The organism is Sulfitobacter sp. THAF37 (assembly GCF_009363555.1).
Taxonomy (GTDB): domain Bacteria; phylum Pseudomonadota; class Alphaproteobacteria; order Rhodobacterales; family Rhodobacteraceae; genus Sulfitobacter.
Window position 1 is genome coordinate 1,544,053 of sequence record NZ_CP045372.1, and the last position, 21,442, is coordinate 1,565,494.

At 63.2% G+C, this 21,442-nt stretch carries 20 protein-coding genes and 1 tRNA gene; 17 read left to right on the forward strand and 4 right to left on the reverse strand.

Features of this window, described 5'->3' with window-relative positions; genetic code table 11:
* The first annotated feature begins 18 nt into the window (after positions 1 to 18).
* The 13 genes from FIU94_RS07660 to FIU94_RS07720 all read left to right on the forward strand — a co-directional run bounded on the left by FIU94_RS07660 (position 19) and on the right by FIU94_RS07720 (position 12,805).
* Positions 19 to 95: transfer RNA gene (locus FIU94_RS07660), tRNA-Met, on the forward strand.
* 238 nt (positions 96 to 333) lie between these two features.
* Positions 334 to 1,365: a TRAP transporter substrate-binding protein gene (locus FIU94_RS07665; RefSeq protein ID WP_152465216.1), complete on the forward strand. Its 1,032-nt coding sequence runs from the start codon at positions 334 to 336 to the stop codon at positions 1,363 to 1,365.
* 80 nt (positions 1,366 to 1,445) lie between these two features.
* Positions 1,446 to 2,027, forward strand: coding sequence for a TRAP transporter small permease (locus FIU94_RS07670; RefSeq protein WP_152465217.1), 582 nt, complete (start codon positions 1,446 to 1,448; stop codon positions 2,025 to 2,027).
* Between the two features lies 1 nt (position 2,028).
* On the forward strand, positions 2,029 to 3,345 hold the full coding sequence (locus FIU94_RS07675; RefSeq protein WP_152465218.1) for a TRAP transporter large permease: 1,317 nt from the start codon (positions 2,029 to 2,031) through the stop codon (positions 3,343 to 3,345).
* A 103-nt stretch (positions 3,346 to 3,448) separates the two neighbouring features.
* Complete coding sequence (locus FIU94_RS07680) at positions 3,449 to 4,987, forward strand: benzoate-CoA ligase family protein (protein ID WP_152465219.1); 1,539 nt, start codon at positions 3,449 to 3,451, stop codon at positions 4,985 to 4,987.
* Positions 4,987 to 5,811: an alpha/beta fold hydrolase gene (locus FIU94_RS07685; protein ID WP_152465220.1), complete on the forward strand. Its 825-nt coding sequence runs from the start codon at positions 4,987 to 4,989 to the stop codon at positions 5,809 to 5,811. Before FIU94_RS07680 ends, FIU94_RS07685 begins: the two co-directional genes overlap by 1 nt.
* Positions 5,804 to 6,265: a DUF309 domain-containing protein gene (locus tag FIU94_RS07690; protein ID WP_254702633.1), complete on the forward strand. Its 462-nt coding sequence runs from the start codon at positions 5,804 to 5,806 to the stop codon at positions 6,263 to 6,265. The genes FIU94_RS07685 and FIU94_RS07690 overlap by 8 nt, the downstream gene beginning before the upstream one ends.
* A gap of 99 nt (positions 6,266 to 6,364) precedes the next feature.
* A complete protein-coding gene (gene boxC / locus FIU94_RS07695) occupies positions 6,365 to 8,023 on the forward strand; it encodes a 2,3-epoxybenzoyl-CoA dihydrolase (RefSeq protein ID WP_152465221.1) in 1,659 nt (552 codons plus the stop codon).
* 68 nt (positions 8,024 to 8,091) lie between these two features.
* Positions 8,092 to 9,543, forward strand: a complete 1,452-nt coding sequence (gene boxB, locus FIU94_RS07700) for a benzoyl-CoA 2,3-epoxidase subunit BoxB (RefSeq protein WP_152465222.1) — start codon at positions 8,092 to 8,094, stop codon at positions 9,541 to 9,543.
* A 118-nt stretch (positions 9,544 to 9,661) separates the two neighbouring features.
* Positions 9,662 to 10,840: a benzoyl-CoA 2,3-epoxidase subunit BoxA gene (boxA, locus tag FIU94_RS07705; protein WP_152465223.1), complete on the forward strand. Its 1,179-nt coding sequence runs from the start codon at positions 9,662 to 9,664 to the stop codon at positions 10,838 to 10,840.
* Positions 10,840 to 11,262: a thioesterase family protein gene (locus FIU94_RS07710; protein ID WP_152465224.1), complete on the forward strand. Its 423-nt coding sequence runs from the start codon at positions 10,840 to 10,842 to the stop codon at positions 11,260 to 11,262. The genes boxA and FIU94_RS07710 overlap by 1 nt, the downstream gene beginning before the upstream one ends.
* A gap of 77 nt (positions 11,263 to 11,339) precedes the next feature.
* On the forward strand, positions 11,340 to 12,227 hold the full coding sequence (locus FIU94_RS07715; protein WP_152465225.1) for a helix-turn-helix transcriptional regulator: 888 nt from the start codon (positions 11,340 to 11,342) through the stop codon (positions 12,225 to 12,227).
* Positions 12,224 to 12,805 carry a 3-hydroxyacyl-CoA dehydrogenase family protein gene (locus FIU94_RS07720; protein WP_152465226.1) on the forward strand — a complete coding sequence of 194 codons (582 nt, stop codon included), beginning with the start codon at positions 12,224 to 12,226 and terminating at the stop codon, positions 12,803 to 12,805. Before FIU94_RS07715 ends, FIU94_RS07720 begins: the two co-directional genes overlap by 4 nt.
* Before the next feature lie 359 nt (positions 12,806 to 13,164).
* Here FIU94_RS07720 and FIU94_RS07725 read toward each other — a convergent pair whose 3' ends face one another.
* The gene (locus tag FIU94_RS07725; protein WP_152465227.1) at positions 13,165 to 14,730 is read right to left on the reverse strand and encodes a 2-isopropylmalate synthase; all 1,566 of its coding nucleotides are present in this window, start codon (positions 14,728 to 14,730) and stop codon (positions 13,165 to 13,167) included.
* A 318-nt stretch (positions 14,731 to 15,048) separates the two neighbouring features.
* Between FIU94_RS07725 and FIU94_RS07730 the strand changes: the two genes are divergently transcribed.
* The 3 genes from FIU94_RS07730 to FIU94_RS07740 are packed head-to-tail and all read left to right on the forward strand — an operon-like array spanning position 15,049 to position 17,680.
* Positions 15,049 to 15,492, forward strand: a complete 444-nt coding sequence (locus FIU94_RS07730; protein WP_152465228.1) for a VOC family protein — start codon at positions 15,049 to 15,051, stop codon at positions 15,490 to 15,492.
* Positions 15,492 to 16,157 carry an SDR family NAD(P)-dependent oxidoreductase gene (locus FIU94_RS07735; RefSeq protein WP_152465229.1) on the forward strand — a complete coding sequence of 222 codons (666 nt, stop codon included), beginning with the start codon at positions 15,492 to 15,494 and terminating at the stop codon, positions 16,155 to 16,157. Before FIU94_RS07730 ends, FIU94_RS07735 begins: the two co-directional genes overlap by 1 nt.
* A complete protein-coding gene (locus FIU94_RS07740) occupies positions 16,151 to 17,680 on the forward strand; it encodes a cryptochrome/photolyase family protein (protein ID WP_152465230.1) in 1,530 nt (509 codons plus the stop codon). Before FIU94_RS07735 ends, FIU94_RS07740 begins: the two co-directional genes overlap by 7 nt.
* A gap of 10 nt (positions 17,681 to 17,690) precedes the next feature.
* Here the strand turns inward: FIU94_RS07740 and FIU94_RS07745 are convergent, their stop codons facing one another.
* Together FIU94_RS07745 and FIU94_RS07750 are read right to left on the reverse strand one after the other, a co-directional pair.
* Positions 17,691 to 18,494: a PHB depolymerase family esterase gene (locus FIU94_RS07745; protein ID WP_152465231.1), complete on the reverse strand. Its 804-nt coding sequence runs from the start codon at positions 18,492 to 18,494 to the stop codon at positions 17,691 to 17,693.
* A gap of 98 nt (positions 18,495 to 18,592) precedes the next feature.
* Positions 18,593 to 19,183: an NAD(P)H-dependent oxidoreductase gene (locus FIU94_RS07750; protein ID WP_152465232.1), complete on the reverse strand. Its 591-nt coding sequence runs from the start codon at positions 19,181 to 19,183 to the stop codon at positions 18,593 to 18,595.
* 144 nt (positions 19,184 to 19,327) lie between these two features.
* Here FIU94_RS07750 and FIU94_RS07755 point away from each other — a divergent pair, with 144 nt between their 5' ends.
* Positions 19,328 to 19,723 (forward strand): metallopeptidase family protein, encoded by a 396-nt coding sequence (locus FIU94_RS07755; RefSeq protein ID WP_152465233.1) that lies wholly within the window; start codon positions 19,328 to 19,330, stop codon positions 19,721 to 19,723.
* A 12-nt stretch (positions 19,724 to 19,735) separates the two neighbouring features.
* Here the strand turns inward: FIU94_RS07755 and FIU94_RS07760 are convergent, their stop codons facing one another.
* A complete protein-coding gene (locus tag FIU94_RS07760) occupies positions 19,736 to 21,394 on the reverse strand; it encodes an NAD+ synthase (RefSeq protein ID WP_152465234.1) in 1,659 nt (552 codons plus the stop codon).
* Between the last annotated feature and the right edge of the window lie 48 nt (positions 21,395 to 21,442).

The following is a 21,442-nucleotide window of genomic DNA, read 5'->3' on the forward strand; positions in this document are numbered from 1 at the left end:
CATAGTCCACGCGCTCATGGCGTTATAGCTCAGTTGGTTAGAGCGAACGACTCATAATCGTTAGGTCGGTGGTTCAAGTCCACCTAACGCCACCATTTCCCTGTCCGTCGCATGACCCGACGCCGCCTGATAAGGGGCGCGGCCCGTCAGGGCGCAACCGGAAATATAATGCCGAAATCGGGACAGCCGCCCGCTTTTTTCATGAATTGCTCAGCTTGGCCGCAACCCCTTGTTGACGGCGATAGACCTGTAATGTCTGATCTTATGGCATTCAAATTCCGCCATCGTCCGGCAATAAGGGCGAGGTCGGGAATCATGATAGGGAGAAGACCAATGATGTTTCGCAGAACCCTGCTGGGGGCCGCGGGTGCGGCGCTTGCAACCGCGTTCACCGTGACCACGGCCATGGCGCAGGATGTGACCCTCCGCCTCCACCAGTTCCTGCCGCCGCAGGCGAATGTGCCGAAGCTGGTGCTGGACGTCTGGGCCGACAGCGTCGAGGAAGACAGCGGCGGCCGCATCAAGGTTGAACGCTATCCTTCCATGCAGCTGGGCGGCACCCCGCCCGAACTGATGGACCAGGCCATTGATGGCGTGGCCGATGTGGTCTGGACCGTCGTGGGTTACACGCCGGGGCGCTACCCCTCGACCGAGGTGTTCGAACTGCCCTTCATGGTGGACGATGCGCGCGCCGCCTCTTCGGCCTATTGGCAGATGTTCGAGAAGCACATGAAGGACACCGAGTTCAAGGACGTCCACATCCTGGGCACCTGGGTTCATGGCCCCGGTCTGATCCATGCAAACAAGGAAGTCCGCTCACCCGACGACATGCAGGGGATGAAGATCCGCGGTGGGTCGCGCCTGGTGAACCGCCTGCTGGAAGTCACCGGGGCGACGCCGGTCGGCATGCCGGTTCCCGCCATTCCCGAAGGCCTGTCCAAGGGCGTCATCGACGGCACCACCATCCCGTGGGAGGTCACTGCGTCCCTCAAGGTGCCGGAGCTGGTGAAGAACCACACCGAATTCGACGGCGCACTTTACACTCTGACGTTCGTACTGGCGATGAACAAGGACCGGTACGAGGGCCTGCCGGACGACCTGAAGAAGGTTATCGACGACAATTCCGGGCTGGAGTTCTCGATCTTTGCCGGCGGCACGCAGGCGGATTCGGATGGCCCCGCCCGGCAGGCCGCCGTGGATGCGGGCAACAACATCGTCACCCTGAACGCCGAGGAGACCGCCGTCTGGCGTGACGCGGCACAGCCGATCTACGATGAGTGGGTCGCCGACATGCAGGACAAGGGCATCGACGGCCAGGCGCTGATCGACGAAGCGAAGTCGCTGATGGACGCTTACCAGCAGTAAAGACCCGCGCATTCGGCTGCCCCGCAACCTCGCTATTGCGGGGCAGCTTTTTGCACTATTCTACCGAAAGGTTCTCGCGGATGCGTCGACTTGTCCACGCCCTGGCCCGTGCCACCGCCATTCTGGGCGGTTTCGTCCTGCTGGCGCTGATCGTGCTGACCACGTTGTCGATCGTCGGGCGGTCTCTGAACAAGTTTCTGCATACGGATTTCTTCGACACGGCGCTGACGGGGCTGTCGCAATTCCTGCTCGACCTCGGGGTGGGAGAGATCAATGGCAGCTACGAATTGCTGGAAGCTGGCGTAGCCTTTGCCATTTTCTCGTTCCTGCCGATCTGTCAGCTCTTCGGGGCCCATGCGACCGTCGATATCTTTACCTCTGGCCTGCCGGATCGGGTCAACCGGTGGATCGCCGCCTTTTGGGAAGTTGTCCTCACGGCCGTCATCGTGCTGCTGATCTGGCGCTTGTTCGGCGGGCTGGAACGGTACTATGGCAATGGCGAAACAACCCTGTTCCTGCAGTTTCCGGTCTGGTGGGCCTATGCCTGCAGCTTTGCCGCCGGGATTGTCGCCTGCATCGTCGCGGTCTGGTGCGCCACGATGCGCGTGATGGTGGCGGTACAGGGGCGCGACCTGCTGCCCACCGACCTCGGGGAGCACTGAGATGAGCGGTCTCGAACTGGGGTTCTGGTCCTTCCCGGTCTTGCTGCTGATGGTGTTTCTGCGGGCGCCCATCGGGCTCGCGATGATGCTCTGCGGCTTTGGCGGCTGGTACTTCTTTATGGGGGGCAACCCGACACCGCTGCTGGCCAAGCTGAAATCCGAAACCTACACGACCTTTTCCAGCTATTCGCTGTCGATCATCCCGATGTTCCTGCTGATGGGCCAGTTCGCGACCCTGTCGGGCATGTCGGCTGCGCTGTTCAAGGCGGCTGAATCCTTCCTCGGCCATCGGCGGGGCGGGGTCGCGATGGCGGCGGTCGGGGCCTGTGCGGGCTTTGGCGCGATCTGCGGGTCTTCGCTGGCCACTGCGGCGACGATGTCCAAGGTCGCGCTGCCGGAATTGCGCCGCTACGGCTATTCCGGAGGCTTTTCGACCGCGACACTGGCGGCGGGCGGGACGCTGGGCATCCTGATCCCGCCCTCGGTGATCCTGGTGATCTATGCCATCCTGACCGAACAGAATATTGCCAAACTGTTCCTGGCCGCCTTCATCCCCGGTGTGCTGGCCGCGATCGGCTATGTCATCACCATTTCAATCTACGTCCGGCTATACCCCAAAGCGGCCGGCACACGCCCTGCCGTCCCAATGGCCGAACGGTTCCGCGCGCTGGCCGACACCTGGCCGGTGCTGGTGATCTTCTTCATTGTCGTGGGCGGCATCTATCTGGGTTGGTTCACCCCGACCGAAGGGTCCGCCATCGGCGCCGCGGGCACCGGGCTGGTCGCCCTGCTGTCCGGCAGCCTGAACTGGGCGGTGCTGCGCGACAGCCTGCTGGGCACCGCCAAGACCACCGCGATGATCTTTTTCATCGTGCTGGGGGCGGGCTTCTACAACGGGTTTCTGGCCCTGTCGGGGGTGCCCCAGTTCATGGCGGACTGGGTGGTGACACAGGGCTTCAGCCCGTTGCTGGTGCTCAGCATCATCCTGCTCTTCTACCTGATCTTCGGCTGCCTGATGGACAGCCTTTCGATGATCCTGCTGACGGTCCCGATCTTCTTTCCGGTGATATCGGCCATGGACTTCGGGATGAGCGCGGAGCACGTCGCGATCTGGTTCGGCATCCTGGTGCTGATCGTGGTCGAGGTGGGGTTGATCACGCCGCCCGTCGGGATGAACCTGTTCATCATCAACACGATGGACCGCGACACCCCGATGAAGGAGACCTACAAGGCCGTGATGTTCTTTGTCGGCTCCGATATTGTGCGTGTGATCCTGCTGGTGGCCTTCCCCAGCATCACCCTGTTTCTTTTGACATAGGCGGACGGTTCGCCAGCTTTGATGCAGTAAAGTGCATCTTTCTCCGGTCAAGCTTGCGATTGCGGCACTAAGCTGCACCATGTGGTGACTTCGGGAGGAACGGATGCTGTCAACACAAGCGAATGCCGCGCGTTTTTTCGTCGATCGCCATATCGCCGAGGGCCGGGGAAGCAAGATCGCCTATACCGAGGCGGAAACCGGACGCACCCTGAGCTATTCCGACATGGCGGGCGGCGCGTCCTGTGTGGCCGGGGCGCTGACCCGTGCCGGTATCCGCCCCGAGGAGCGCGCGGCGATGCTGGTTCTGGACCAGATCGAGTTTCCGCAGATCTTCTGGGGCGCGCTGAAGGCCGGTATCATCCCGGTCCCGCTCAACACTCTTTTGGCTACCCCCGTCTACGATGCGATCCTGCGCGATTCCCGTGCCGCGATCCTCTTTGTCTCTGCCCCCTTGTGGGAGGCCGTGGCACCGGCGGTGCGCGACAATCCGTATCTGCGGCAGGTGGTGGTGATCGGCGATGCGCCCGATGACACGACTGATTTCGCCACCTTCATCGCCGACGCGCCCGCGCAGGACACGATCCCCGTCAGCAGCGACGAAGTCGCCTTCTGGCTCTACTCCTCCGGATCGACCGGGCAGCCGAAAGGCGTGGCGCATGTGCATTCCGCCCTGCGTGCCACCGCGGACACCTACGGGGCCGAGGTCTTGGGCATTCGAGAGGACGATGTGGTGTTGTCGGCGGCCAAGTTCTTTTTCGCCTACGGGTTGGGGAACGCGATGACCTTTCCGTTGTCGGTCGGGGCCAGTGTGATCCTGTACACCGGCAGACCGACCCCGCCGGCAATGATCGACACGATCAACACGCACAGACCCACGATCTTTTGCGGGGTGCCGACGCTGTTTGCCGGTATGGTGGCACAGATGAACAGCACCGGTGCGCCCGACGCGCCGTTGCGGATCTGTATTTCGGCCGGAGAGGCACTGCCCGAAGAGGTGGGGAAACGCTGGGAGAAACACACCGGTGTCAGCATCCTGGATGGGGTCGGATCGACCGAGATGCTGCACATCTTTCTGTCGAACGTGCCGGGCGACATCGTCTATGGCACCTCCGGTCGCGCCGTGCCGGGGTACGCGCTGCGACTGGTGGGCGAAGATGGCGAAGAGGTCGCCCCGGGCGAGATCGGAGAGCTGCTGGTCAACGGGGCATCTGCCGCGAACTGCTATTGGAACCAGCGGGACAAGTCGCGCGGGACTTTCGAGGGGATCTGGACCCGGACCGGCGACAAATACGAGAAACGGGCCGACGGACGGCTGGTCTATTGCGGGCGTACCGACGACATGTTCAAGGTGTCCGGCATCTGGCTGTCCCCCTTTGAGGTCGAGGGCGCGCTGGTCAGTCATCCCGCGGTGCTGGAGGCGGCGGTTGTTGCCAAGCGGGACGCGGACGGGCTGGAGAAACCCCAGGCTTTCGTCGTGTTGCAGGCCGGAGAGAACGCGGAAACGATCCACGATATCCTGAAGGATCACGTCAAGGAAAAGATCGGAAAGTGGAAATATCCGCGCTGGATCGACGTGGTCGATGAATTGCCCAAGACCGCGACGGGCAAGATCCAGCGTTTCAGGCTGAGAGAGGGGCGCTGATGTCGATCGAATGGAGCGAGAAACCGGACCAGAAGCTGACAGTGGCGGGGCAGGGGCTGGAATATGCCTGTTGGGGTCCGCCGCCGGATGCGGCGCCGACGCTGTTGATGCTGCACGAAGGCCTTGGCTCAATCGCGCAGTGGCGCGATTTGCCGTCCCGGTTGGCGGCGGCTACCGGCTTTGGCGTGCTGGCCTACGCGCGGGCGGGCTACGGCGCATCGGACCCTGCCGATCTGCCGCGCCCGCTGGACTACCAGACCCGCGAAGCGACCCAGGTGCTGGGGCCATTGCTGGATGCTGCGGGGATCGAACAGGCGCTGCTTCTGGGGCACTCCGACGGGGCGACGATTGCGGCCATCTATGCCGGGTCGGTCTCCGATCTTCGGGTGCGGGGGCTCGTGCTGATTGCGCCGCACTTCTTTACCGAGCCGGAGGGGCTGGCGGCGATCCGCGCGGCGGGCGAAGCTTACCGCGACGGTGATCTGCGCGTGCGTCTGGCAAAGTATCATGCGGACGTGGACGGTGCCTTTCGCGGCTGGCACGATGCCTGGACCCATCCCGGGTTTGAACGCTGGAACGTCGCCGATTGCATCGACCACTGGCGCATCCCGGTGTTGGCCATCCAGGGGCGGCGCGACCCCTACGGGACCTTGGCCCAGATCGCTGAGATCGAGCAGCGCATCTATGCGCCGCTGGAAACGCTGATCCTGGACGACTGCGGACATGCGCCGCATCTCGAACGTCCCGAAGAGACCGAGGGGGCCATCGTCGAATTCTGCGCCCGGCTGCACCGGCTGGAGCGGGAAGAGGTTCACTTTGCCTGAACGGCCCGGGCACATCGACCTGCCACCGCATGCCTATGTTCCCGGCCAGACGCCGCGTCACCCCGAAGACCTGTTCGATCCCGTCAAGGCCAGCGTCACCGGCGAGGTCCCGGTGGCAGAGTTGCACCGGACCGAGGCGTGGAGAGCGGGGCGCGCCTATTTCGAAGCGGGCTATTACTGGGAGTGTCATGAAGTGCTGGAGGCCGTCTGGATGCGCACGCCCGAAGGGTCGCAGGAGCGGGACATCACCCAGGCGCTGATCCAGCTGGCCAATGCGCGGCTCAAGATCACCATGCGCCGCCCCCGGGCGGCCTGGCGGTTGTGCAACATGGTGGCGGGGCATCTGGCGCGCTGCGATGCGGACGCGCTGATCCTGGGACTGCGGGTCCCGGAGCTGCGGGAGTTGGTCGCGCAGACAAGACGGAGCCTGGAGAGGCAGGGAAATGCAATATAGTGCATTCCTGGCCGCTTTTTGATCCAATAAGCTGGTTATTGGCGGCCGAATTGGTACTATAATACATCCGCGGCCACTGGGTCCCCTAAAGAGGCATACATGACCAAGATCATCGACTTTCAGACCGATCCTACGAAATACCGCCACTGGAAGGTGCAGTACGAGGGCCCCGTGGCGCGTTTGTTCATGGATGTGGACGAAAAGGGCGGGTTGTTCGACGGCTATGAGCTGAAGCTGAACAGCTACGATCTTGGCGTGGACATCGAATTGGCCGACGTGGTCCAGCGGATGCGCTTTGAACATCCCGAGGTCAAGGTCGTGGTGATGCAATCGGCCAAGGACAAGGTGTTCTGCGCGGGCGCGAACATCCGGATGCTGGGCGGTGCGGCGCACAGCCACAAGGTCAATTTCTGCAAATTCACCAACGAGACCCGCAACACCTACGAGGCGGCGCTGGCCGATTCGGGCCAGAACTACATCTGCGCGGTCAAAGGGGCCTGTGCAGGGGGCGGTTACGAGCTGGCACTGGCGTGCAACCACATCATGCTGACCGACGACAGCACGTCCTCCGTTGCCCTGCCCGAAGTGCCTCTGCTGGCGGTGCTGCCCGGCACGGGCGGGCTGACCCGCGTGACCGACAAGCGCCTGGTGCGCCGCGATCTGGCGGATGTCTTCTGTTCCATCGAGGAGGGGGTGAAAGGCAAGCGCGCCAAGGATTGGCGGCTGGTCGACGAGGTCATTCCCAACTCCAGGTTCGACGAGACAGTCGCGGAGCGCGCCAGGGAGATGGCAGCGGCGTCCGACAAGGCAGATGTCGAGAAAGGCATCGAACTGACGCCGATCAGCCGCAGCTTCTCGGACGATGCGATCACCTACTCGACCGTCGAGGTGGCCCTGCACCCCGAAGGCCGCCGCGCGACCGTGACGATCAAGGGGCCCGAAGACGGCGCGCCCGCCGACATGGACGCATTCACCGCCAAAGGCGCCGCGGCCTGGCTTTTGCGCTGCGCCCGCGAGCTGGACGACGCGATCCTGCACCTGCGCAACAACGAAAAGGAACTCGGCCTGATCGAATTCCAGACCCAGGGCGACCCCGAGCAGGTCGTGGCCCACGAGGCACTGCTGCTGGACAACAGGGATCACTGGCTGGCCAACGAGGTGCTGCAATACTGGAAACGCGTGCTCAAGCGGATCGACATGACATCGCGCAGCCTTGTGGCAATCGTCGAGCACGGGTCATGCTTTGCCGGACCTCTCGCCGAACTGCTTTGGGCCGTGGACCGCAGCTATATGATGCTTGAGGAATTCGACGGCGACAATCGCCACACCGCCACGGTGACGATGACCGACGGCAACTTCGGCACCTATCCGATGGGCAATGACCTGACCCGGCTGGCCACCCGGTTTCTGGGCACGCCCGAACAGGTGGAGAAACTGAAATCCAGCATCGGCGCGGCGCTGGAGGCCGACGAGGCCGAAGAGCTGGGCCTTGTCACCTATGCCTACGACGATATCGACTGGGAAGACGAGGTGCGCCTGTTCATGGAGGAACGCGCCAGCTTTTCACCCGATGCGATGACCGGGATGGAGGCCAACCTGCGCTTTGCCGGGCCTGAAACCATGGAAACCCGCATCTTTGGCCGACTGACCGCCTGGCAGAACTGGATTTTCCAGCGCCCGAACGCGGTGGGCGCGGACGGCGCGCTGCAACGCTACGGCACCGGCCAGCGCGGCGAATACGACATGGAACGTGTGTGACGGGCCCGGATTTTTAGAAAATCCGGCCCAAAATTTTCGAAAATTTTGGCCCCCCTAGGAGGAAACCAATGCTCGACCTGATCAACGTAAGCTATGACACCCAGATCCCGAACAACGTGAACCTGAGCCAGGACAAGAAAGTCCTCAAGGCGCTGGAAAAATGGCACCCCGGCTATATCAACTGGTGGAACGATCTGATCCCGCAGAACTTCCAGGAATCGATGGTCTACCTGCGCACCGCCGTCAGCGTGGACCCCAAGGGCTGGGCCAAGTTCGACTACGTCAAGATGCCCGAATACCGCTGGGGCGTGCTGCTGGCCCCCGCGGTCGAGGATCGCAAGATCCCCATGGGCGAACATTACGGCGAACCCGCCTGGCAGGAAGTGCCGGGCGAATACCGCAACATGCTCAAGCGCCTGATCGTGATCCAGGGCGACACGGAGCCGGGTTCGGTCGAGCAGCAGCGTTTCCTCGGCCTGACAGCGCCGTCGCTTTATGACATGCGCAATCTCTTTCAGGTCAACGTGGAAGAAGGCCGCCACCTCTGGGCGATGGTCTATCTGCTGCAAAAGTATTTCGGTCGCGATGGCCGGGAAGAGGCGGACGACCTGCTGGTCCGCTCGTCCGGTTCTGACGAAGCGCCGCGGATGCTGGGGGCCTTCAACGAGGAAACGCCGGACTGGCTGTCGTTCTTCATGTTCACCTATTTCACCGACCGTGATGGCAAGATGCAGCTGGAATCGCTGGCTCAGTCCGGATTCGACCCGCTGTCGCGCACCTGCCGCTTCATGCTGACCGAGGAAGCGCACCACATGTTCGTGGGCGAAACCGGCGTGGGCCGTACCATCCAGGCGACGCTGGAGGCGATGGCGAAACATGGCATCACCGACCCCACTGACATCAACAAGATCCGCGATCTGGGCGTGATCGACCTGCCCACGATCCAAAAAAAGCTGAACCTGCATTATACCCTGTCGCTGGACCTTTTCGGGCAGGAGGTATCGACCAACGCCGCCAATGCCTTCAACTCCGGCATCAAGGGGCGGTACATGGAGCAGCGGATCGACGACGATCACAAGCTGACCGGCGACACCTATCCGGTGACGTCGATCAGGGACGGCAAGATCGTCACCGAGGACGCCCCGGCCCTGACCGCGATCAACATGCGCCTGCGCGACGACTATGTGCGCGATGCGGCAGGCGGCGTGGGCCGCTGGAACAAGCAGATCGCCAAGGCGGGCGTGGATTTCGAACTGAAACTGCCGCACGAAGGCTTCCATCGCCAGATCGGCGTGTTCAGCACCGTGGCGGTGGACCCCGATGGCAACATCATCTCGGCTGACGAATGGCACAAGCGGCGCGACGAATGGCTGCCGACCAAGGCCGACGGCGACTACATCCAGTCGCTGATGGTGCCCTGCTATGAGCCGGGTAAATACGCCTCATGGATCGCCGCGCCCAAGGTCGGGATCGACAACAAGCCGGGCGATTTCGAATACGTGAAGCTGCACATGGCCTGAAGGGCAGGGTGGGTTTCAACCCCACCTTACGGCAATCTTGAGAGGTGCGTGCCTGTCACGCGCCTTTCCTATAAAAGGGACATGCCGCCCAAGCAGCGGGCCGGAGGGGAAAGCGCATATGAACACACCCGTCAAGCAGCACCTGATCGACCCGGAAATCTGCATCCGCTGCTACACCTGCGAGATGACCTGCCCGATCGACGCGATCACCCATGACGACAACAACGTCGTCGTGGACCCGGACATCTGCAACTTCTGCATGGATTGCATCCCCGTCTGCCCCACCGGTTCCATCGACGAATGGCGGGTGGTGCAGACCCCCTACACGCTGGAACAGCAGTTCGAATTCGACGAACTGCCCGAACAGGAAGACATCGACCCCGCCCCCGCCAGCGATGACGAGGAAGCGGCCGATCCGATTGCCGCCCTGCTGGCAGAGGCGCACAAGGGCGCGGGTGGCAAGGCGAGGGCCCCGCTCAGCGCGGGCAAGCCCACGGTCAACATGTACACGCTGGGCAAGCCCGCAAAGATGAAGGTGCAGGGCAACAACCCGCTGACCAGGGACCCCAGCCATGACGTGCGCCACATCATACTGGACCCCGGCGCGCTGCCCTTTCCGGTGCTGGAGGGGCAATCGGTCGGCATCATTCCCCCCGGCACGGACGCAGAGGGCAAGCCGCATCTGCCCCGGCTCTATTCCATTTCCTCGCCCCGCGACGGAGAGCGGGCGGGCTATCACAATATCTCGCTCACGGTGAAGCGGGAGGACAAGGGCCTTGCCTCCAACTACCTGTGCGATCTGGAACAGGGCGCCGAGGTCGAGGTCACAGGCCCCTTTGGCGCCACCTTCCTGATGCCGTCCACGGCGGAATCGCATCTGCTGCTGATCTGCACCGGCACCGGCTCCGCCCCGATGCGGGCCTTTACCATGCAGCGCCAGCGCAGCGGTGCCACCGGGGGCATGACCATGTTCTTCGGCGCGCGCACGCCCGACAGCCTGCCTTACTTCGGGCCGCTCAAGAAGGTGCCGGAGAGCCTGCTGAAACAGCATCTGGTGTTCTCGCGCGCGCCGGACCGGGACAAGGAATATGTGCAGGACCGCATCCTGGCCGAGCAGGACAGGGTGGCAGAACTGCTTCAGGATGACCGCACGCATATTTACATCTGCGGTCTGCGCGGCATGGAGGAAGGGGTGGAACGCGCCATGACCTCCATCGCCGAAAGCCTCGGCCAGCAGTGGACCGCGCTGCGCGATGCCATGCGCGAGGACGGGCGGTATCACGTGGAGACCTATTGATGGCCGACCCCTTTATCCACCCGGTCAACGTCACCTGGGCCGACTGCGACCCGGCGCGCATCGCCTATACCGCGCGGCTGCCCTATTTCGCCCTGGATGCGATCAACGGCTGGTGGGAGGCCCATCTGGGCGGCGACGGCTGGTTCCAGATGGAGATCGACCGCAACGTCGGCACGCCCTTTGTCAGCCTCGCGATGGAGTTCCGCAGCCCTGTCACCCCGCGCCACACCTTGATGTGCGATACCTTTCCGACCCGGCTGGGAGAAAAATCCATCAGCTTTGCCGTGAACGGCTCGCAGGATGGCAAGCTGTGCTTCGAAGGGCGGTTCACCTGCGTTTTCACCATTGCGGACCAGTTCAAGAGCCAGCCGGTGCCACCGGATCTCCGGGCCATCATCGAACCGCATATTCGTGCGGAATAATGCACCTTATCGCCCTTGGTGAGTTGAATTTCGCGGCGCATTGCGAAATATTGCCTTAATTCAGAGGTCCGGATGCCATGCCCGATACGCTCCAATCAAACGACGCCGGCGCCGCGTTGATCGCGCGGGTGGCCGAACGGGTGGCTGCGGCGCGCAAGAAAAAGGGCGTGCCGCGCCGGGTTTTGTCGGAACGCTCCGGCGTGTCGCCGCGCTATCTTGCCCAGCTTGAATCAGGCGAGGGCAATATCTCGATCCTGTTGCTGTCGCGCGTGGCGGCGGCGCTGGATCTGAAGGTGGAGGCGCTGCTGGCGGATGAGATCCCCACGGACCACGATGCGCAACGCTTTGCCGCGCTCTACCGCAGCGCCCCGCCCGCGGTGCAGCACGAGGTCGGCGCTCTGCTTGCGCCGCGTGATCCGTCGCTGATGCGGGCAGGGCGCATCTGCCTGATCGGTCTGCGCGGCGCGGGGAAATCGACGCTGGGGCGGCTGGCAGGCGAGGCGCTGAAGATCCCTTTTGTCGAGTTGAACGAGGATATCAGGAACGCCGTCGACATGCCGTTGTCCGAGGTCATGGCGTTCTACGGCGAAGACGGCTATCGCCGGTTGGAGGCCGAGGCGCTGGACCGCATTTCCTCCATCCACGACCGGGTGATCCTGGCTGTCGCAGGGGGGCTGGTGGCGCAGCCCGCAACCTACGACCGGCTGCGGGAACGGTTTCACACCATCTGGATCCGCACCAGCCCCCCGGAACACATGCAGCGCGTGCGCGCCCAGGGCGACTTGCGCCCGATGCAGGGTAATCCCGTCGCGATGGCACAGCTGCGCGATCTGCTGGACTCGCGCAGCCCGCTTTACGGTCTGGCGGAGGCGCAGGTGAATACATCGAACCGCACGGTCAGTTCGTCGCTGAACGACCTGCTGAGCACCATCGCGAAACACAAGTTCCTCGACCCGGTGGCATGAACCTGAACACACTGATCTCAGCCTTGCAGGATGTGTTCTGGCGGCGGGGCGAGGATTTGCTGTTCCGTCACACCAACCCGTGGGAACTGGACACCGCACTGACCGATTGGGGCCTTGAGCTGGGTCCATGCGAGGCGCAGGACCTGCTGGGGCTGGACAAGGTGCTGGCGCGGGGGCCGGAACGCACCGTTCCGATCCTGCCGCGCATGGTGTCCGAGGGGCGCATGGGCAAGGGCGGCGGCGTGGGCTATTATCGGTATCCCGGCGGTGGCGGCGCGGTGATCGACCCGCTGATCGAGGATCTGATCCTTGAGGAAGCCCGGTTCGCCAAGATCACGCGGTCAGAGCTGAGCGATGCCGCGCTGGTCGAGGCAATGCGCGGCGCGCTTGTCGGGGAATGTCGCAAACTGATGTCGAGACCGGGCGTGACCCTGCCCGCGGTCGAGACGGCGCTGGTGCAGGGGCTGCGCCTGCCACTGCACAGGGCGGCGCAGGTTCTAGGTCGTGTTGACATTCATTTTCGCCCAGCCGTTTCAGTCCAAAATTGCTCAGTTCCAGGCAAGAGAGCGAAGGAATAGCCAGCTATTTCAAGCTCTCTTTGCGCGCCCCGCCTTGAAATTGAAGCGCCAATACCCTGCGCGCTACGCGCTCTCGGGACATTGGCGACGTGGTTCATTTTTAAAGTAAAGGCGGGACGCTGTAACGCGGAAATGGCAATTTTGGCGAAACCCCTTCGGGGCGCGGCGGATTTTGCCTCTGCCATCCCGGATGTTCGCTTCCAATGATCACATTGCTGCGCTCACATCAGGGCGCCAGCGGCAAAATCCGTCTCGCGCGGGTGGTCGACAATGAATGGCAACACGACCTAGCGGCCATTTGAACGGAAAAGGCCCCCGAGGTGTCTCGGGGGCCCTTTGCCAATGCGGTACCATGCCGGTCAGGACACGTCCTTGTAGCTGACCTCGCGCTTGTCGCTGCCGCCCTTCTCGCGGCGGACCAGCAGGCGGTTGAGCGCATGAATATAGGCGCGGGTCGAGGCGACCACCGTATCGGTATCCGCCGATTGACCGGTCACGATCCGCCCGTCCTCTTCCATCCGGACAGACACGGTGGCCTGTGCATCGGTGCCTTCGGTGACGGCATGCACCTGGTAAAGCTGCAGGCGCGCGTCATGCGGCACCAGCGCCTTGACGCAGTTGAAGGCCGCATCGACCGGACCATCGCCGGTCTGTTCGGTGGTCTGCTCGGCACCGTCCACATTCAGCGTCATCCGGGCCTGGTTCGGCCCCTCGGTGCCGCAGACCACATGCATGGAGACCAGCGCGATGCGGTCCTCCTCCGGGTCGGTTGCGATCCGCATGAGCGCGATCAGGTCTTCCTCGTAGATTTCCTTCTTGCGGTCGGCCAGTTCCTTGAAGCGCACGAACACGTCCTTGAGCTGGTTGTCGCCCAATTCGTACCCGAGGTCTTCGAGCTTGGCACGCAGCGCGGCGCGGCCCGAATGCTTGCCCATGACAAGGTTGGTGGCGGCCAGCCCGACGTCCTCGGGGCGCATGATCTCGAAGGTTTCAGCGTTCTTCAGCATGCCGTCCTGGTGGATGCCCGATTCATGGGCAAAGGCATTCTTGCCCACAATCGCCTTGTTGAACTGCACCGCAAAGCCCGACACCGTCGCGACCCGGCGCGAGATGTTCATGATCTTGGTCGAATCGATCCCGGTTTCGTAAGGCATGATGTCGTTGCGCACGCGCAGCGCCATCACAACCTCTTCGAGCGCCGTGTTGCCCGCACGTTCGCCAAGTCCGTTGATCGTGCATTCGATCTGTCGCGCACCGGCCTCGACCGCGGCAAGGCTGTTTGCCGTCGCCATGCCAAGGTCGTTGTGGCAGTGCGTGGCAAAGATGATCTCGTCGCCGCCGGGGACTTCCTCGATCAGTCTGCGGATCAGATCGGCGCTTTCGCGCGGCGCGGTATAGCCGACCGTGTCGGGGATGTTGATGGTGGTGGCACCGGCCTTGATGGCGATCTCGACCACCCGCCTGAGGTAGTCCCACTCGGTCCGCGTGGCATCCATCGGCGACCACTGCACATTGTCGCAGAGGTTCCGCGCATGGGTCACGGTCTCGTGGATGCGGTCGGCCATTTCATCCATGGTCAGGTTTGGGATGGCCCGGTGCAGCGGCGAGGTGCCGATGAAGGTGTGAATACGCGGTTGCTTCGCGTGTTTCACCGCCTCCCAGCAGCGGTCGATGTCGGGCAGCTGGGCACGGGCCAGCCCGCAGATCACGGCGTTCCGGGACTGGCGTGCGATTTCCGCGACAGCCTTGAAATCGCCTTCGGATGCGATGGGAAAACCGGCTTCGATGATGTCGACGCCCATGTCGTCAAGCAGGCTGGCGATTTCCAGCTTTTCGGCGTGGGTCATGGTGGCGCCCGGGCTTTGTTCGCCGTCGCGCAAGGTGGTGTCAAAGATCAAGACGCGGTCTTGGGGCTTGGTATTCATGTCGGGTTCTCTCTGTTCTGCTGTAAATCCGTGGCGCGTAACCAACCCTCTGAGCGGACGCGCCGGATGGCACGCTCAGAGGCGGATTAGCAGCAGCAGGTTGGCACGCAGCGGCGTCGCGCAGGGGCGCGGCAGGGTCGTGATATGGGCGGCGTGTGTCATGCGCCCATTTATAACCTGCGTTTCGCAAATGAAAAGGGTTCAATCGGCGGCGACGCGACCGGACGGCCGGGCCGCACACCGGCTTTGCGGATTTACGGTCCGGACCGGCGTTGATTGCGGGCGCGATACATCTAATTCCTCGAAAAGGAGGATGTCATGAGCCAACCGGAAAAGACGAAACTCGTGGGCGTGAACCACCTTGTGCTGGAAGTCGGCGATCTGGAGGAGGCGCTGGCGTTCTACCGGGCGGTCTTTGACTTTGATTTGCGCGGGCGCAGCGACACGATGGCCTTCATCGACATGGGCGACCAGTTTCTGGTGCTGTCGCAGGGCCGCGACCAGGCACCTGACGAGGGCCGGCATTTCGGTCTCGTGGTCGAAGATCGCAGCGGCGTGCCCGCGCGTGTCCGCGCCGCAGGGGGGACGATGCTGGATACCGGGTACATGGATTTCCACGATCCCTGGGGCAACCGTGTCCAGGTGGTCGACTACCGCGATCTGCAATTCACCAAGACCGACGCGGTGCTGCGCAAGATCGGTGTCAGCGGGAACAAGACCGACGACGCGCAACAGGAACTGCGCGACAAGGGCATGCTCTGATGGCGCGGCTGCTGGTGATCGGGGCTTCAGGCGGCATCGGGGCCGCCCTGGCCGCTGCGGCAGGCGGTCGCGGCGACGACGTGACCGAACTGTCGCGCTCGCGCGACGGGTTTGACATCACCGATGAAGCGTCGGTGGCCGAACATCTGGGCGCGCTTGAGGGGCCGTTCGATCAGGTGATCGTGGCCACCGGCGCGCTTGAGATCGACGGTGCCGAGCCGGAAAAGACGATCCGTTCGATTCGAAAAAAGGCGATGTTGGACCAGTTCGCGCTGAACGCCGTCGGTCCGGCCCTGGTCCTGGCCCATGCCCAGGATCTGCTGCCGCGCGACGGGCGCAGCGTGCTGGCGGTGCTGTCGGCACGGGTCGGCTCCATCGGCGACAACCGGATCGGCGGCTGGATCAGCTATCGCAGCGCCAAGGCGGCGGTGAACCAGATCGTCCATACGGCGTCGATTGAACTGGCTCGCACGCACAAGGACGCGGTGTGCGTGGCCCTGCACCCCGGCACCGTGGCGACACCCTTTACCGAAAAGTACCTTGGCCGGCATCCCGCCGTGCAACCGGAAGAGGCGGCGCAGAACCTGCTGTCGGTGATGGCAGGGCTGACGCCGGACGACAGCGGCGGGTTCTTCGACTACGCCGGAAAGCCGGTCGAATGGTAAAGCGGCTGGTTCTTGTCCTGGGCGATCAGCTGTCTGACCGGCTGAGCGCCCTGCGCGAGGCCGACAAGGCGCGCGATGTGGTGGTCATGGCCGAGGTCGCGGAAGAAACGGACTATGTCCGCCATCACCCCAAGAAGATCGCCCTGATCTTTGCCGCCATGCGCAAATTCGCGGCGGCGCTGGAAAAAGACGGCTGGGAGATGCGCTATACCCAGCTTGACGACACGCAGAACGCGGGCAGCATCTTCGGCGAACTGCTGCGCCGGGCAGAAGAGACCGGGGCGGAGGAAGTACTGACGACCGAGCCGGGCGAATGGCGGCTGATCGACAAGCTCAGGCATGCGCCGATCAAGACCCGGATCCTGCCGGACGACCGTTTCATCGCGACCCACGCCGAATTCGACGACTGGGCCAGGGGGCGAAAGGCGCTGCGGATGGAATATTTCTACCGCGACATGCGGCGCAAGACCGGCCTGCTGATGGATGGTGACGCCCCCGCGGGCGACAAGTGGAACTACGACCACGACAATCGCAAACCCGCCCCGGACGAGGTCGACTTTTCCGGCCCGATGCAGTTCACCCCCGACGAGACGGTGGAAGAGGTGCTGGACCTGGTGGAGACGCGTTTCGGCGACAGGTTCGGCGACCTGCGGCCGTTTCACTATGCCACCGATCAGGGGCAGGCGCGTCGGGCGTTGTCGCATTTCATCAGACACGCGCTGCCCCGGTTCGGGGATTACCAGGATGCCATGATGGAAGGGCAGGCGTGGCTCTATCATTCGATCCTGTCGCCCTACATCAACATCGGCCTGCTCGACCCGCTGGAGGTCTGCCGCGCGGCCGAGGACGCCTGGAAGGCGGGCGATGTGCCGATCAATGCCGCCGAAGGTTTCATCCGGCAGATCATCGGCTGGCGCGAGTATATTCGCGGCATCTATTTCCTCGAAGGGCCGGAATATGCGCAGCGCAACAGGCTGGGGCATGACCGGACGCTGCCGGATTTCTTCTGGAACGGGGAAACCCGGATGAACTGCGTGGCGCAGGCCGTATCGCAGACGCGCGAACATGCCTATGCGCATCACATCCAGCGGCTGATGGTCACGGGAAATTTCGCGCTGCTGGCGGGGCTGAACCCGCAGGACCTGCAGGAGTGGTACATGGCCAGCTACATCGACGCCTTTGAATGGGTCATGTCGGCCAACGTGATCGGGATGAGCCAGTTCGCCGACGGCGGTGTGGTGGGGTCCAAACCCTATGTGTCGTCCGGCAACTACATCGACCGCATGTCGGACTACTGCAAAGGCTGCTCCTACAGCGTCAAGGACAAGACCGGCGAGGATGCCTGCCCGTTCAACCTGCTCTATTGGCATTTCCTGGACCGGCACCGCGACCGGTTCGAGGGCAACGGGCGCATGGGCAACATGTACCGCACTTGGGACCGCATGGATGCCGACCGGCGCGAGACTGTGGTGCAGGACGCCGACGCCTGGCTGAAAAGGCTGGACGCGGGCGAACGCGTCTGACCCTGCCCTGTCAGAGCTGCCCGGCGGCCTGAAGCCGCTCCAGCCCGTAGCGCAGGTGTTCCGTGCGGAAGGAATGACCGCCCGGGAACAGGCAAAAGTCGAGCATATCGCCCGTGGGCGCTGACCGCACCTCGCAGTTCAGGTCTTCATAGCTGGTCGCAACGGCAGGGCCGAAATCTCCGAAATCCTCGTAAAGCGCGATCGCATCCGCCACCTCGCCCTGCTTGGTTTCATTGATGACCCGGCCGGTCAGCGGCACCGTCCTGTCCGCGTCGCCGTGGATGTGCACGATGGATGACACCGGTGGCACGCAGGTTTCGGGCGGTTCCAGCCAAAAGGTGCCAGACATGGGGATGAACCCGGCAAAGGCGCCCGGATGGCTGCAGGCGAGGTTCCATACCATCATGCCGCCCGCCGAAAACCCGGCGGCGACGATGCGGTCGGGGTCGATGGGAAACCGGTCTTTCGCGTCGGCCAGCACGGCGTCGAAATAGGCGAATTCAGCCGCGCCCGTGCTGTCGAAGGTCCCCGGCCCGTTCGGCAGATCCCACGACCCGTCAATGCCATTGGCGGCGATCAGGGCAAGACCTGCATCCGACAGCATGCGGCGCAAGCTGCCATTGCGCATCGCTCCGGCGGCGGAGCCACGGTAGCCATGCGACCAGACCAGCGCGCCGACCGGCGTTGCGCCGTCGTGGCCTTCGGGCATGGCAATACGGTAAGTACGGTCGCCCACGGTACAATCCGTGTCCGGCCCGCAGGCGAAGGCGGGCGTGGCGAGAATGAAGGCGATGAGGGAAATGAATCTGCGCATGGCACACCCTAAGCCCCGAACAACCCGGCATTCAATTCACAAGCCCGTGGCACCCTGCAAGATGGCCGCCCGGTGAAGGGCGACCCCGAAAGTCACTTTCAGTCGATCAGCTTGCCTGTGATCTCAACCAGTCGCTTGGCCTGAAAATCCACGGCCTTCTTGCCGAGGTCGTCGAATTCACCGGCTGTACCGGAGTACCCGTAGGGGTTCCCGTCCTGAAACTTGACCTCGTCGGCGTAGCCCGGCGCGACGATGATCGTGCCCCAGTGCATGGCCGACTTATAGAGGTTCTGGATCGTGCCCTCACGTCCGCCGTGAGCTGTCTGCGCAGAGGTTGTCGCGGTGATCGTCTTGTTCACCAGCTTGCCCTCCTGCCAGAGCGGACCGAGCGTGTCGATGAAGGCTGCCATCTGGCTGGGCAGGTTGCCATAGCGCGTGGGGAAGGAGAAGAAGTAGCCGTCAGCCCAGGTCATGTCATCGTGCGACACTTCGGGAATGTCCTGCATCTTTTCCACTTGGTTCTTCCAAGCTTCCTGCCCGTCGATGACCGATTGCGGTGCCGTTTCGGCGGCGCGACGCAGGCGTACTTCGGCCCCGGCGGCTTCGGCGGCTTCCTTGGCGGCCAGCGCGATCTGATGGTTGGTGCCATAGGTGGTATAGAAGATGACGGCGATCTTGGGGGTGCTCATGAGGTGCTCCTTGGATTGGACATATGATTGTAAAATGACACAGAGGACAGTTCGTTCCGCTCGGCAACGCACAAGGCCTGTGATAATTTGCAGAAGGGGCCGCGGGCCTTTTACTTCACGCCCCTGCGGCCCATATCTGCGGTCATGACCGCTGACATCCCCGATCTCGACCGTTTCGAGGGCATTGCACGCCGCACTGTCGAAGACTTTCCGCCACCGTTCCGGAGCGCGGCGCGCGACGTGCTGCTGCGCGTGACCGACTGGCCGACGGACGAGATGCTGGCGTCACTGGAGATACCGGAGCCTACCGGGCTGACCGGGCTCTACGAAGGCATACCGATGACGCATAAATCGGTGATGGACATGGCCCATGAACCCGACACCGTCTGGCTGTTCCGCGAGCCCATCCTGCACGAATGGCGGGCGCGGGGCGATGTCGAGATCGAGGACCTGATCGCGCATGTCACGATCCACGAGTTCGCGCATCACTTCGGCTGGTCCGACGACGAGATCGCCACCGTGGCACCTTGGCAGTATTGACGCCCTCCAAGGTCAGGAGGGGTCGCGCCAGCGGTTCACGATCGGGTAGCGCCGGTCGAGCCAGAACGCCCCCTTTGTCAGGCGCGGGCCGGGTGCGGACTGGAACCGCTTGTATTCGCTGATGTAGATCAGGTGTTCGACCTTTTTCGCCACATCTCGTTCAAACCCTGCCGCCACGCAATCGGCAACCGATCCGTCCTGATCCACCAGAATGTTCAGGATCGCGTCGAGTTCCGGATAATCGGGCAGGCTGTCGCTGTCCTTTTGATCCTCGCGCAGTTCCGCGCTGGGCGGCTTGGTGATGATAGTATCGGGGATCACGGCACCCGCAGGCCCCATCATCCAGTTGCGGTGGTTTTCGTTGCGCCAGCGGCAGGTTTCGAACACGCGGGTCTTGTAGAGGTCCTTGATCGGGTTATAGCCACCCGCCATGTCGCCATAGATCGTGGCATAGCCCACCGCGACCTCGGACTTGTTGCCGGTGGTCAGCAGCATCTCGCCGAACTTGTTGGACATCGCCATCAGCAGTAGACCGCGCAGGCGGGACTGGATGTTTTCCTCTGTCAGGTCTGGATCACGCCCTTCGAACAGGGGGGCCAAGGTGTTGGTGATCGCCTGGCGCCCCTCCTTGATCGGCACGTAGTCATAGCGGCAGCCAAGCGCCTTTGCCACGGCCTCCGCATCGTCCAGCGAGCTTTGCGAGGTGTATTCCGAAGGCAGCATCACGCAGCGCACGTTCTCCGCGCCCAGTGCGTCCACCGCGATGGTGGCCACGATAGCCGAATCGATGCCGCCCGACAGGCCCAGCAGCACCTTTTTGAACCCGGTCTTCGCCATGTAATCGCGCAGCCCCTGCACCATGACGCGGTAATCCTGCTCCCAGGCGTCGGGCAGCGAGGCAAGCGGCTGTTGCAGAATGCGCCAGCCTTCATCGCCGCGCTCCAGATCAATGTGGTGCACCTCTTCGTCGAAAGCAGGCATCTGCATTGCCAGCTTGCCGCCGGGGTTCAGCGCAAAGGAGGCGCCGTCAAACACCTGGTCGTCCTGGCCGCCCACCATGTTGAGGTAGATCAGCGGCAGCCCCGTCTCGATCACGCGGGCGACCATCATGTTCATCCGCGTGTCCAGCTTGCCCCGGTAATAGGGCGATCCGTTGGGCACCAGCAGGAATTCCGCGCCCGTCTCGGCCAGGGTCTCGGACACTTCGGGGTGCCAGGCGTCTTCGCAGATCGGGCTGCCGACACGGGTGTTGCCCACCGCATAGGGCCCGCCCAATGGCCCGGAATCAAAGACGCGCACCTCGTCGAAGACGGTCTCGTTCGGCAGATTGTGCTTGAGCACGCGGCTGGCGATCTTGCCGTTCTTGAGGATCAGGTAGGCGTTGAACAGCTCTGCCCCTTCGGCCCAGGGCGCACCGATGGCCAGCGCCGGTCCGTCTGCGCAGTCCTCGGCCAGCCGTTCGATATGCGTCATCACATCCAGTTGGAAGGCGCGTTTCATCACCAGGTCCTGGGCGTTGTAGCCGGTGATGAACATCTCGGGCAGGGCCACCAGATCGGCGTTCGCCGCCTTGCCCTTCGCCCAGGCGTCCGCCGCCAGCGCGGCATTGCCCGCAAGATCGCCCACCGTGGGGTTCAACTGGCCAAGGGTGATGCGGAAACGGTCTGCCATATGCGCGCCTTTGCGTTTTGCTCCGCCCCGGATGTAGCAGATCGGGCA

Bases quoted from the DNA above. Each gene is read 5' to 3' on its own strand.
- FIU94_RS07665 (WP_152465216.1), top strand. From the start codon at position 334: ATGATGTTTCGCAGAACCCTGCTGGGGGCCGCGGGTGCGGCGCTTGCA.
- FIU94_RS07670 (WP_152465217.1), top strand. From the start codon at position 1,446: ATGCGTCGACTTGTCCACGCCCTGGCCCGTGCCACCGCCATTCTGGGC.
- FIU94_RS07675 (WP_152465218.1), top strand. From the start codon at position 2,029: ATGAGCGGTCTCGAACTGGGGTTCTGGTCCTTCCCGGTCTTGCTGCTG.
- FIU94_RS07680 (WP_152465219.1), top strand. From the start codon at position 3,449: ATGCTGTCAACACAAGCGAATGCCGCGCGTTTTTTCGTCGATCGCCAT.
- FIU94_RS07685 (WP_152465220.1), top strand. From the start codon at position 4,987: ATGTCGATCGAATGGAGCGAGAAACCGGACCAGAAGCTGACAGTGGCG.
- boxC (WP_152465221.1), top strand. From the start codon at position 6,365: ATGACCAAGATCATCGACTTTCAGACCGATCCTACGAAATACCGCCAC.
- boxB (WP_152465222.1), top strand. From the start codon at position 8,092: ATGCTCGACCTGATCAACGTAAGCTATGACACCCAGATCCCGAACAAC.
- boxA (WP_152465223.1), top strand. From the start codon at position 9,662: ATGAACACACCCGTCAAGCAGCACCTGATCGACCCGGAAATCTGCATC.
- FIU94_RS07710 (WP_152465224.1), top strand. From the start codon at position 10,840: ATGGCCGACCCCTTTATCCACCCGGTCAACGTCACCTGGGCCGACTGC.
- FIU94_RS07715 (WP_152465225.1), top strand. From the start codon at position 11,340: ATGCCCGATACGCTCCAATCAAACGACGCCGGCGCCGCGTTGATCGCG.
- FIU94_RS07720 (WP_152465226.1), top strand. From the start codon at position 12,224: ATGAACCTGAACACACTGATCTCAGCCTTGCAGGATGTGTTCTGGCGG.
- FIU94_RS07725 (WP_152465227.1), bottom strand. From the start codon at position 14,730: ATGAATACCAAGCCCCAAGACCGCGTCTTGATCTTTGACACCACCTTG.
- FIU94_RS07730 (WP_152465228.1), top strand. From the start codon at position 15,049: ATGAGCCAACCGGAAAAGACGAAACTCGTGGGCGTGAACCACCTTGTG.
- FIU94_RS07735 (WP_152465229.1), top strand. From the start codon at position 15,492: ATGGCGCGGCTGCTGGTGATCGGGGCTTCAGGCGGCATCGGGGCCGCC.
- FIU94_RS07740 (WP_152465230.1), top strand. From the start codon at position 16,151: ATGGTAAAGCGGCTGGTTCTTGTCCTGGGCGATCAGCTGTCTGACCGG.
- FIU94_RS07745 (WP_152465231.1), bottom strand. From the start codon at position 18,494: ATGCGCAGATTCATTTCCCTCATCGCCTTCATTCTCGCCACGCCCGCC.
- FIU94_RS07750 (WP_152465232.1), bottom strand. From the start codon at position 19,183: ATGAGCACCCCCAAGATCGCCGTCATCTTCTATACCACCTATGGCACC.
- FIU94_RS07755 (WP_152465233.1), top strand. From the start codon at position 19,328: ATGACCGCTGACATCCCCGATCTCGACCGTTTCGAGGGCATTGCACGC.
- FIU94_RS07760 (WP_152465234.1), bottom strand. From the start codon at position 21,394: ATGGCAGACCGTTTCCGCATCACCCTTGGCCAGTTGAACCCCACGGTG.